We start from the raw sequence: 12474 nt of genomic DNA on the forward strand, positions 1-12474 counted from the left end.
CTTATTCTGATTAATGATTAGTTACGTAGTGGTTTACCTTTTTCTAACATGTGTGAAATTCTGTCATACGTTTTTTTATTTTGTAAAAGTTCTAAAAATCTTTCTTTTTCAAGTTTTTGCAAATATCTTTGATTAACGTAAGTGTTACGCGGAACATCTCCGCCTGACAATACCTCTGCCACTTTCAACGTAATTTCATAATCATAGTCACTAATAAAATGACCTATACGTTGTGCATCTAACTGACCTTCAGCCAATGCTTTAAAGTCTTTTCCTAATGCTATATATTGTGTTTTTGGTGTTGGCACATAATTTGTTTCCGCTTCATAACGGGCTCTGTTTAAGGCTACCTCTACACGTCTTTCGGTATTTAGAATTACTGTATCTGTATTTCTTAAATAACCAAATCTGATAGCTTCATAGGCATTAGTTGAAACTTTTGCAAAACCGATTTGCATCAGTATATCTGTAATTGATTTTTGTTTATCATCATTTTTATGATTCGTACGTAGCACTCTATCTGTTAATTCAGCAAGACCACCTCCAGCAGGTAACAAGCCAACTCCTGTTTCAACAAGACCTATATAAGACTCGCTTGCAGCAACTACAATTGGTGAATGTAAAACTAATTCACAGCCGCCTCCTAAAGCTCTACCGTGGACTGCTGTCACTACTGGTTTCAACGAATATTTCAATCTAGAGAAAACGTGGTGCAATTGCTCAACTGCTGCGCCAACTTCTTCTACTACGCGACCTTCTTCATGCGCTTTTTTCATTTGGAATAAGTTCGCACCAACACTGAAGTTGTTTCCACCGCCATAAATGACCATACTCGTATAGTCTTCACTTTCTAATTTATTAATTGCATCTAATAAATCATCAAGGAAGCCGTTAGAAATAACATTGTTTTTACTTTGTAGTTTTAATAGAAGTTGATCTTTATTAGCTACTGATAAATTTGAATCCTCTTTATCCCAGATTTCTTCATCAATATATTCTGCTACTGGTGTAATTCGTTCAATAGATTCACCTTCACTATAGAATGGTGTAGTACGTTGTTCTATCCAATCTGGTAGCTGACCTAACTCTTCTTTCATACGTGATTTCACACGTTCGAATCCCATTAAATCCCATAGCTGGAATGCACCTAGTTTCCAATTGAATCCCCATACTAATGCACGGTCAATATCTTTAAAGGATTCTGCAGCTTTAGGTACATTAACCGCTGAATAATAGAAATTGTTTCTTAACGTTTCCCATAAGAACACGCCTGCATCATCTTGTGCATTAAAGATAACATCTAAATTATTGGCTAAGTCTTTACTGAATTTAGCTAAAATTTCTAATTGTGGTTGTTCAGGCGCTACATAATCATTTTGTTCTGGATCAAACACGTAACGTTTTTTATCTACTTTTTTATAAAAGCCTTGTTTGGTTTTATTACCTAATGCACCGTTTTCTACTAATTTTTCAGATAGTTTAATATCGTGGAAGAAAGGTTGCTCTTCGGGTATACTTTGTAATCCTTTGATAACCGCTAAAGCAATATCTAACCCAACTAAATCAGACAAACCATACGTTCCCATCTTAGGTCTGCCAATACTTCGACCCGTTAAGGCATCTACTTCTGTAATAGAAAAACCTTGCTTTTCAGCTCTATACATAATGTCATTCATCGTTTGAGTACCTACGCGGTTAGCAACAAATCCTGGCACATCATTTGCTACAATGACACCTTTACCAAGTACGTCTTCAGCAAATGCTTGCACACGTGCAACCACTTTTTCAGAAGTGTTGCTATTTGGGATAATCTCCACTAATTTCATAATGCGTGGTGGATTAAAGAAATGCATTCCAAAGAATCTTTCTTTATCTTGTGTATCAAATACATTTGCTATTGACTCAATTGGAATCCCTGACGTATTCGTTGCAAATATAGCTTCTTTTTTGGCAACGTCTTTGACTTTATTCCAAACTTGGTGTTTAATATCTACTTCTTCTTTAACTGCTTCTATATAAATATCTGCATCATCTTGCCCTACTAAATCTTCATTAAAATTACCGTAAGATAAATTAGATGCAAACGCTAAATCAAATAATTGTGGACGTTTAGGATTTGTTATTATCTCATATGCTTTTTTTGAAATTTTATTAGGATCATTTTCATCTATCACAATGTCGAGCAGTTTTACTTTTAGTCCTGCGTTAACAAGCAGCGCTGCGATTTGACTGCCCATCGTACCCGCGCCTAATACTGTTGCTTTTCTTATCGTCATACTAAACCCTCCAAATTTTTTCTTGAACTACATATATGTGTATTAAATAAATGCTGAGTCACCTGTAATTGCTCTTCCAATTACCAAGGCGTTAACTTCATGTGTACCTTCATAAGTGTAAATAGCTTCAGCATCTGCAAAGAATCTAGCGATATCGTACTCACCAGCTAAAATACCGTTACCACCATGTACACCGCGCCCCATAGCTACTGATTCTCTTAATCTTAATGAGTTCATCATTTTCGCAGTTGAAGTCGCTACTTCGTCATATTCTCCATTGGCTTGCATGCGCGCAAGCTGTGCACATGTAGCCATTGCTTGGGCTAAGTTACCTTGCATCATGGCTAACTTTTCTTGAATTAACTGGAACTTACTAATTTCTTTACCAAACTGTTTACGTTTTGTTACATAATCCGTGGTTGCTTTTAAGGCACCAGCCATAGCACCTGTAGCCATATACGCCACACCTGCACGTGTAGAATACAATACTTTCGCAATATCTTTAAAAGTATTAATATTTTGCAGACGATTTTCCTCTTTGACGACTACATTTTTTAAACGAATTTTTGCATTAGGAACAATTCTAAGTGCAATTTTATGTTCTAATAATTCTATTTCCACGCCTTCTTGACTTGGTTCAATGATGAAACCTTTTGGCTTACCTGTATCGACATCAACCGCATATACGGGCATAACATCTGCTACATTTGCACCGCCAATCCATTTTTTCTCACCATTGATAATCCATTCATCGCCTTCTTTTTTAGCCGTAGTTTCTAATCCACCTGCAACATCAGATCCATGCTCTGGTTCAGTTAGTGCGAAACATGTACGCAATTCATGAGATTGTAATTTTGGTAGATAGTAAGCTTGTTGTTCTTTACTGCCTCCAAACCAAAATGAATTATGTCCTAAACCTTGATGTACACCTAATAGTGTCGCTAAAGATACATCAAATCTTGCTATTGTATACGACATGAAAAATTGGAACATTTGACTCGGTGTTTGTGCACCTTCACGACCTTCAAAGAGTAATGGATTTCTGAAATAATTTAATTTGCCTAACTCTTCAAAATAGTCCTCTGGCTCAGTAGCATTTAGCCAATGCTCATTTACTGAGTCTCGATATTTTTCTTCTAACATATCATTCAACTGTTTTAGTAATTTAACTTCACCTTCCGTTAAATCTTTCGCAATGCTTAAGATATCTTCTGGGTACAGTGCTTTAATTGTTTCTTCCTTTGTTGGCATAATTAAAACCTCCATTATAATGTTTGCGCTTACATTTATATTAAAAATTTTTTGCTTATTAATTTAATTCATCTTTACCTTGAACTAACTTCTGAGCTTTTTCATTCATATATTTCTGAAGTTCTAACTTGTCTGCTTTTGATGTAGAGTTCAATGGCATATGTGTTAATTTTAGATATAATCTCGGTATTTTATAACCAGCAATATTTTCTCTCATATATTCATCTAATTTCTGTTCAAAGTCTGGATCATTCTCAGTAAGTACGACCGCTGCAGAAACTGACTCACCATATTTTGGACTATCATATCCTACGACAACACTTTGAGCTACGAGTGGGTGTTCTGATAATATCGCTTCAACTTCAGAAGGTAATACATTCTCACCACCAGTAATAATCATCTCTTTGCGGCGATCAACGATATAGACATCACCATCTTCATCTACTTTTGCTAAATCACCAGTTAAGAAATACTCGCCATGAAACGCTTTTGCAGTTTCTTCTGGTTTGTTCCAATAACCTGGTGTTACATTATTCCCGCGCACCCCAAGCTCACCAATTTCTCCAACTTCTACTTCTTCAAAGTTATTATCAAATATGCATATATCCATGAACATTACTGGTTGCCCAATACTGCCCGGTTTCTGCGCGCCATTTTCTGGTGTATTAACCATTACGAGCGGTGCTTCAGTTAAGCCATAACCATTAATAATAGAATAACCCATGCTATTAAATTTCTTCTGCACCATTGGTAACGGTGATGAACCACCTTGAATTAAGAAATCAATACTTTCAAAATTTTTCAAATCAAAGTTATCGGCTACTAACATGGCATAATACATCGTTGGAATCTGAATTAAATAATTTGGTTGGTATTGAGCCATTAAATCATTTAACGATTCTCCATTGAAGTAACGTTGCAGTATAAGTGTGCCACCAGCCATTAATAAAGGTAGCGTCAAATCGTTAAATCCTAACACATGGAACATAGGCGTTGAAATAATTGTTGTGTAAGTTGAATTAATTTTATAAGTCAGCGCTACATTAATTGGATTATTTACAAAAGAGTCATATGAGAACATAACTCCTTTAGGTAATCCTGTAGTACCACTTGTGTACATTAGAGAGGCTAAATCGCTTCCTTCAACACTTACAGTATTGAAAGGGCGATGTTGCGTTGGGTCTACGATATCATCATATACTTTTGAATCTATATCCATGTGTAGTAATTCATCTGCAACGCCCTCTAAACTTGAAACATGTTTCTCAGCGTAGAAAATCAGTTTTACATTTGAATCAGTTATAACACTTTCAATCTCTTGCGTTTTAAGACGCCAATTAATTGGTAAGTATACGGCGCCTAATTTAAATGACGCAAACATTAAATCCAATAGTGCTACATCATTGGGCGTGAATATACCGACGACATCACCACGTTTAATACCTTGATCTTGTAAATAATTAGCTAAGTTTTCTGCACGAATATTCAAATCTTTATAGGACCATTCAGTTCCTTTAAATGGATCAATCACTGCGGCTTTATTATCATCAAACGTTGCTCTTGTTTTAATCCAGTCGTAGTTCATATTTTTCTCCCCCTTATTTAAATACGATGTACCGACTTAATTGCTTGAGACAATCCTCCCCATTCATCTTGATAAATATCACTATTAGTCACTTTGATATCATCAGCAATGATAGGTTTAAATGCCATCTGTGCCAAAATGTCTTGTTCTAGATCCAAGCCAGGTGCAATCTCAAGAAGTTTCAATCCCTTGGACGTTAATTCAAAAACTGCTCGTTCCGTTACAAAGTAAACTTCTTGTTTAAGTTCCAATGCGTTATGGGCGTTAAAATCCGTATTACCGATATTATTTACAAATTTTGAAGTATGACCTTCTTGCTCAACAGTCACTTTGTTGTTCTTGTAAGATAGTTGACCCCCGACAACCATCGAACCTGAAAAAACAATGGTATGCACCGTTTGGCTGATATCTATAAAGCCTCCACAGCCATTCATTTTATCTCCAAATTTTGAAACATTCACATTTCCAAATTGATCAATTTCGGCAAAACTGAGATACGCTACATCTAAACCACCGTTATAAATGAAGTCCCATGTCATGTCGTGTCTCATACGGGCACTCAAATTATAGTTCATGCCAAATCGTGATCCACTACTGATTAAGCCACCGAAAACCCCTGTGTCAATATTCGGTTGTACTAGATGATTCACTTGTTCTTCGCTTAACACATTAGATAATTCATTATTTATGCCAAAACCAATACTGATTACGTCTCCCTCGAGTAGAAATTGAGCTGCGCGCCTCAATATTACTTTACGGGTACCTAAAGATATATATGGTTCTCGCATCTTAGCGATTTGATAATGGCCAGAGAGTGCAGGATCATATTGTGTTTGTATGACTTGTCTATGAAGTTTTGGATTTGTATTAATAACTACATAGTCTACGAGCTTTCCTGGAATAAACACATCGCTCGGGTTAAAGCTACCTTTTTCCACAACATCTTTAACTTGAACAATTACTTTTCCTTTATTCCTATGCGCTGCAGCCGCCAAACTATAACCTTCACCTAAATGCGCTTCATGAGTCATATAAATATTTCCATCTGTGTCGGCATATGTACCTCTTAATAGTGCTATATCAATATCAGGAAAATGATATTGTAAATACTGTTGCTTATTAATTTCTATCAATGATACTAAATCCTCTGTCGTACGTGTATTGACTTTACCGCCTGAATAACGAGGATCAACATTGGTATTTAGGCCAATTTTAGATATTATGCCTGGTGAAGCTTGCGTTTTACTTCGATAGTGTGTTGTAATCACGCCTTGTGGTAAATAATATGCTTCAATGTCATTATTACGCATTGCATTGATGGTTTCTGGTGAACCAGTAATGATGCTTGTAATTAATCGCTTAATCATACCCCTTGTTGTAAAAGAATCTAAATCATAACTATCACCACGATAATCACTAATGTCATTCGCTAGCATAAAGGTAAAATTCTTAAAAGATTGATTTTCATCATTATGTTCGACTAACGTTTTCAGTATCTCAGCTGGTAAATTAGCCGTGGATAAGGCTGCCAGAGCTATAACATCACCTTTTTTAATGATGCTTGTTAAATCTGAAAATGGAATTACTTTCATATAGGTGTCTCCTATCTTTATTTAATCCAAACTGTTATACATAATTACCCTTTTAAAATCTCTCCTTTTCCATAAATGTAAGCCCTTACATGTAATATACCATTATTTTTAAAAATTATGCAAAAATTTCAAATTTTACAAATAAATATCTTCCTTACAACTAAAAATTAGCTTTCTTGCAAACTAACCAGCTCTTTTATACTGTTTCAGCTAAAATACGTAATTTTAGCTGCAGTTAGATATATACGATAATATTTGAAAATGTATACACTTATTAGTTAAAAGCCCCTTTCATTTAGCTAATATAACTCATAAAATCTTTGTATTGTGAAGAAAATCAATACGTTAAGTTAAGGTTTTTTACGCAAAAGTGTTTTCTATATCAAGACACCTATAAATATTAACAATTACACATAAGTAGAGCATCATATAATTAGGTTAACCTAAATATATTGTTTCGATTCCCAAAATATGTCATAATTGCACACATGCTTTTTAAGTGAGCATGTAGTGAATACGAAATACACTATATAACTGTATTAGCACGCGTCATAATGGGTGAGAAATCTAAAAAATATTATAAAACCTATTTGTATGGGACTAAGCATGAGCTTCAACTAATGTTTTTGCGTAGCACTCCGTTTGACGATGAAACAACTAACATTTTCAGAAAATAAAATGATACTGAGTTCACTTAACAAGGAAACCTCTATGATTGGAGATGATAAAATGATAGGAAACAATAATATCCTAGAAAGAAATAACGCGTTATTTAATAAATATGAAGCGTTATTGAAAATGATTCAACAAGGAGAAGATAGCCAATTTGTATATAGTTTTTCTTGTTTACATCCATATGAAAAAAGTGAATTTTTCTTTTTAGTGGATGAAGAAGAAAGATTATATATGTATCACTTTCTAAACTCAGAAGAGATGGCGCAAATTTTAAGTAATGCCGAAAATCTAAGACATGATATTTCAATTGTCTTTAAAGAAATACCTAGTGATTTTTCTAAAGAAGCAATCTTAAAAATGTCAGATGACGATGCAACGTATGTATTAAATCTATTAAATAGTGACCAAAAATCAGAAATTTTTAACGCCTTACCAGAACAGAAAGCGGATGAGCTTAAACATTTAATGAGTTATCATCATGAAACTGCTGGTAGTATCATGACCACCGAATATATATCAATTTCATCTACAATAACAACTGGAGATGCATTAAAGCATATTAAAATGCGTTCAGGAAAAGTACAATCAATTTATGTAGTCTATGTAGTGAATAATGATAATGAACTCATTGGCGTACTTTCTCTTAGAAATATTATTAATTCAGATCCTAATCAACTCATTAGTGATGTAATGAATTCAGATGTCATTAAAATTGAGAGTTTTATAGATCAAGAAGAAATTGCACATGTAATGCGTAAATATGATTTCTTAGCTATTCCGGTAGTTGACGAACGTAATCACCTATTAGGGATGATTACCGTAGATGACATCATTGATGTAATCGATAAAGAAGCAAATGAAGATTATTTAAAAATGGCTGCCTTGGACCGTGTGAGTGATGCAGAAGGCACAATTATTAATAGAGCGACTAAACGCTTACCTTGGTTAATATTGCTTACTTTTTTAGGGATGATTACCGCCACGATACTAAGCTCTTTTGAAGATACTTTAGCAAAAGTTTCGCTACTCGCAGCGTTTATCCCCATTATTAGTGGTATGTCTGGTAATACAGGTACACAATCATTAGCAGTATCAGTAAGAGGTATATCTACAGGAGAAATGAAAAAGAAAAATAAATTTAAACATGCTCTAAAAGAATCAACGAGTGGATTAATTACTGGTAGTGTATGTGGATTCATTCTCTTTTTAGTTATAGTAATTATTTATAGCCAACCTTTATTAGGTTTGATTGTAGCTATCAGTTTAACAATCGCTATGACAGTAGGTACTACAATTGGTTCATTAATACCCTTCTTTATGACTAAGATAGGTATTGACCCAGCTGTGGCTAGTGGACCATTCATCACAACAATCAACGACATTGTAAGTATGTTAGTATACTTTAGTCTTGCTACAACGTTTATAAGTTCTCTTACTTAAAATATGCTCTTTATAAAGCGTCACTACTCACTTATTTGAGTAAGTGGCGCTTTTTGGTTAACTTTATTTCATTTAACCTATCCAAATTATGTATTAATTTATATACCATCTAGACATAGCAATATATGACGTTAAACATGCGCTAAACATTGAAAAGAATACATTGTATACGTGATTACGTATATTCAAATAAACATAAAAAACGGTAAGGCTAGACAAGAATCTAATTTTACTAATTAGATATCGCTTGTCTTGACCTCACCGCTTTTTAATTATTGAATTTTTTACTTTTTACGTAAAGTGTAAATATCCCTCTAGAGCTATTAATTCTCTTTATTTTTTCAATCCGTCTTTAAGCACATCTAAATTATATTCAAGGTATTTTAAATAAGTGTCTGCTTGCTCGCCTTTTTTACCTATTTCATCTGAATAGATTGGCTTTTTATAAATAGGCACGCCAGTTTCGTTAGATACTGTTTTCATTGGACGCGTGTCCACGTTAGATTCTACAAATAAAGTAGCAGGTTTATTACTTTTTATAAATTTAGTTAAATCTTTGATTTGATTCGGAGTGCCATTTTCATCCGTATCAATTGGCCAAATATAACCTTCTTTTAGATCATAACGGTCAGTCAGATATTGAAAGGCTTGTTCACTAGCTACAAATACACGGTCTTCTTTAGGAATACTACCGAGTTGTTGTTTATAGTTATCCTCGATGTTATTTAATTTCTTTAAATATTCTTTTTCATTAGCTTCATAATAACTTTTATGTTTAGGGTTTCTTTCTGATAATGATCTTGTAATGTTTTTAATCATTTTTTCCCCAACATTAGGGTCGATGAAAGCATGAGGATTTACTTCTTTGTTACCATCTTCGTCTTTAATGTATTTAGGGGAAACCCCTTCTGATGCTTTAATAGCGTTCTTTTTAGAAAAATCAGTAGAACTTAAAGCTTTAGAGAGCCAACCTTGATCTCCACCTTCTAAATTCAATCCGTTATAAAAAACTAAATCGGCTTGAGATAAATGTTTAATGTCGCTTGGTTGCGGCTCGTAATCATGTGGATCTGTACCAGTAGGAACAAGATTCGTTACTTCAACGTGTTTCCCACCTATTTCTTTGGTCATGTCTTCAATCATTGAAAAACTTGTAACGACTTTGACTTTATCTTTATCAATAGCTTCCAACTTACCGTCAGAATCGGCGTCTTTTTGGTTATTGCCACATGCTGATAATATTATCGTTAATAAAGCTGTAGCTAAAATTAATATTATCTTTTTCACTGTGAGACCTCCTGTCTATGATTTAATTACTTTCCATAGCAATCCATTTTTCGGTGCTAAGATGAATGTAATGATGAATATTATTGTAATTACTAACACGATGACTACGCCTGATGGTAAATTGAAGGTCACGCTAAAGAACAGTCCAATCACAGATGACACCATGCCTATCAATGCAGAAGTTAAGATCATCGTTGATAACCTTTTGGTCAATAAATATGCCGTAGATGCTGGCGTAATTAATAATGAAACAACTAAAATTACACCTACTGTTTGTAGTGAAGCTACTGTTACTAGTGTTAATAAAACCATAAGCGTATAATGAATAAACTTAACTGGTAAACCAGACGCAGCTGCCATTGTCGAATCAAAACTGGATAGTAAAAATTCTTTATAAAATACAATAATGACTATCAATACAATCGCTACTACAATAAATGTGATGGTTCTATCTTCTGGTTTCACGGTCAACACGTTACCAAATAAAATTTCAGTCAAATCGATAGCTGACTGTGCTTTAGTAATCAGTAATACACCCAGCGCTAAAAATGAAGAAAATACAATGCCTATTGAAGAATCACTCTTAATCTTACTGTTTTGATTAACAAAACCAATGCCTAATGCCGCTAATACTCCAAATACAACGGCTCCATAAAAGAAATTAATCCCTATCATATAAGAGATCGCCACTCCAGGTAGGACAGCATGTGAAATCGCGTCTCCCATTAAAGCAAGACTTCTAAGTACTATAAAGCACCCTATCACACCACAAATCATACCTATTACAATTGAAGTAATCAGCGCTCGTTGTAGAAAACTAAATTCAAATACATCGTGTATAAACTGACTAACCATGATGCGCCCCACTTTCTGAAGCGATTAAAATATCAGTACCGTAGGCAGCTTTTAAATTACTGCTATTAAATACAGTCGCTACTGAACCAAAGTCAATTAATCGTTTATTTAAAATAATTAAACTATCAAAATATTTCTCCACTTTAGACAAATCATGATGAACAATTAAAATTGTTTTACCTTTTTGAGATAACTCTTTCAACAATTCGACAATAATTTCTTCACTGGTAATATCGATACCTACAAAAGGTTCATCTAATAAAATAAGGTCTGTTTGTTGAACCAGTGTTCGCGCAATAAGTACGCGTTGAAATTGTCCACCTGATAGTTCTCCAATTTGATTATCCTTATACTCAAGCATGTTTACTTTTTTAAGTGCCGCTTCAGCCTCTTGCTTTTGTTGTTTACGCGGTAATTGCCATGGTTTTAATACCGGATAAAACCCTAACATCACACAATCTAAAACTTTCATTGGAAATGTTGAATCAATATTACTTTTTTGTTCGACATACGAAATATTTTTAGGTTGCTTAGCTATTGGCAAATCGTTAAAACGGGCGATGCCTTTATGAGGCATTAAATTAACTATAGACTTAATTAATGTTGTTTTGCCCGCGCCATTAGGGCCGACAATTCCTACAATTTGCCCTTTTATAAGTTGGAAAGAAACATCTTGTAACGCTTCTGTTTTATTTTCGTACGTTACAGATAAATTTTTTATATCTAGCATGAAATTACTCCTTTCCTTCTTTTCTGATATAAAAACAATAATATTAGGCTAACCTAATTTTAATATTTAGTCAATAAAATAATTTTATTCGAAAGCATTATTATGCTCTAGCGTATATATTTAACTTTATATTTATTTCCAAATTAAAAATTATTAATAAATCGATTATAGTTGTACAGCATATAGGTTATTAGAATTAAGAACTTAATGTAGGTAAGAAGGATTGTGAAGTTGGTGCTTGCTAAGAGGGTGCTACTGAATAAAACAAACCACGAGAGCTTTTTAGTTTGTCTTTCGATGAATATGAGTTATATTATTATTAACCGGTTAACAATAAAGAGGTGTACTATGAATAAAGAAAATGTCATTCAATCGATTACACAATTGATTCAGATTAAAGAGAATCATCAACGTAATACTTCGCTAGTTGATAACCAAGATAAATTATCAGTTACTCAATTTCACATACTAGCTATTATTTTAAAAGAACAAAACGTTAATAATAGAATGTTAAAAGAACAACTTAAAATTTCTGCGCCTGCTATTACAAAGGCTACAAAAAAGTTAATCCAGCTAAAATATATTGCAGAAGATAAAACGCAGGATAATAAAAAGGTATATTATAAGTTGTTAAATAAAGGTGCTACATACGCCGATCTACATGAACATATGCATAATCAAATTATAAATAAGTATTTATCTATTTTAGAGAAATATAATGACGAAGAACTAGCAACTATTGATAGTTTTATTAAAGATTTAACAAATGAATTAGAGAGGTGA

At 33.7% G+C, this 12474-nt stretch carries 9 protein-coding genes; 2 read left to right on the forward strand and 7 right to left on the reverse strand.

Going from position 1 to position 12474, the window contains the following annotated elements:
- Positions 1 to 17: 17 nt before the first annotated feature.
- From fadB to fadX, 4 genes are read right to left on the reverse strand one after another with little or no spacing between them, the layout of a single operon-like run.
- Positions 18 to 2276: a 3-hydroxyacyl-CoA dehydrogenase/crotonase FadB gene (fadB, locus tag ACF91D_RS04205; RefSeq protein WP_101051381.1), complete on the reverse strand. Its 2259-nt coding sequence runs from the start codon at positions 2274 to 2276 to the stop codon at positions 18 to 20.
- A gap of 42 nt (positions 2277 to 2318) precedes the next feature.
- The gene (fadE, locus tag ACF91D_RS04210) at positions 2319 to 3527 is read right to left on the reverse strand and encodes an acyl-CoA dehydrogenase FadE (RefSeq protein WP_107548610.1); all 1209 of its coding nucleotides are present in this window, start codon (positions 3525 to 3527) and stop codon (positions 2319 to 2321) included.
- A 58-nt stretch (positions 3528 to 3585) separates the two neighbouring features.
- Entirely contained in the window at positions 3586 to 5112 is a 1527-nt protein-coding gene (gene fadD / locus ACF91D_RS04215) for a long-chain-fatty-acid--CoA ligase FadD (RefSeq protein WP_119585247.1), read from the reverse strand.
- A gap of 17 nt (positions 5113 to 5129) precedes the next feature.
- Complete coding sequence (fadX, locus tag ACF91D_RS04220; RefSeq protein WP_039067182.1) at positions 5130 to 6704, reverse strand: fatty acid degradation protein FadX; 1575 nt, start codon at positions 6702 to 6704, stop codon at positions 5130 to 5132.
- 729 nt (positions 6705 to 7433) lie between these two features.
- On the opposite strand from fadX, the gene mgtE reads away from it, so the two are divergent.
- Positions 7434 to 8819: a magnesium transporter gene (gene mgtE, locus ACF91D_RS04225; protein ID WP_107550149.1), complete on the forward strand. Its 1386-nt coding sequence runs from the start codon at positions 7434 to 7436 to the stop codon at positions 8817 to 8819.
- A gap of 333 nt (positions 8820 to 9152) precedes the next feature.
- On the opposite strand, the gene ACF91D_RS04230 is transcribed toward mgtE, so the two are convergent.
- From ACF91D_RS04230 to ACF91D_RS04240, 3 genes are read right to left on the reverse strand one after another with little or no spacing between them, the layout of a single operon-like run.
- A complete protein-coding gene (locus ACF91D_RS04230) occupies positions 9153 to 10106 on the reverse strand; it encodes a metal ABC transporter substrate-binding protein (RefSeq protein WP_069792649.1) in 954 nt (317 codons plus the stop codon).
- A 15-nt stretch (positions 10107 to 10121) separates the two neighbouring features.
- On the reverse strand, positions 10122 to 10961 hold the full coding sequence (locus tag ACF91D_RS04235; protein WP_039067184.1) for a metal ABC transporter permease: 840 nt from the start codon (positions 10959 to 10961) through the stop codon (positions 10122 to 10124).
- Positions 10954 to 11691, reverse strand: a complete 738-nt coding sequence (locus ACF91D_RS04240; RefSeq protein WP_069792650.1) for a metal ABC transporter ATP-binding protein — start codon at positions 11689 to 11691, stop codon at positions 10954 to 10956. Before ACF91D_RS04240 ends, ACF91D_RS04235 begins: the two co-directional genes overlap by 8 nt.
- Before the next feature lie 348 nt (positions 11692 to 12039).
- Here ACF91D_RS04240 and ACF91D_RS04245 point away from each other — a divergent pair, with 348 nt between their 5' ends.
- Positions 12040 to 12474: a MarR family transcriptional regulator gene (locus tag ACF91D_RS04245; protein WP_069792651.1), complete on the forward strand. Its 435-nt coding sequence runs from the start codon at positions 12040 to 12042 to the stop codon at positions 12472 to 12474.

The sequence above is a fragment of the Staphylococcus sp. 231237_7MaSpsaltlick genome (assembly GCF_043107035.1).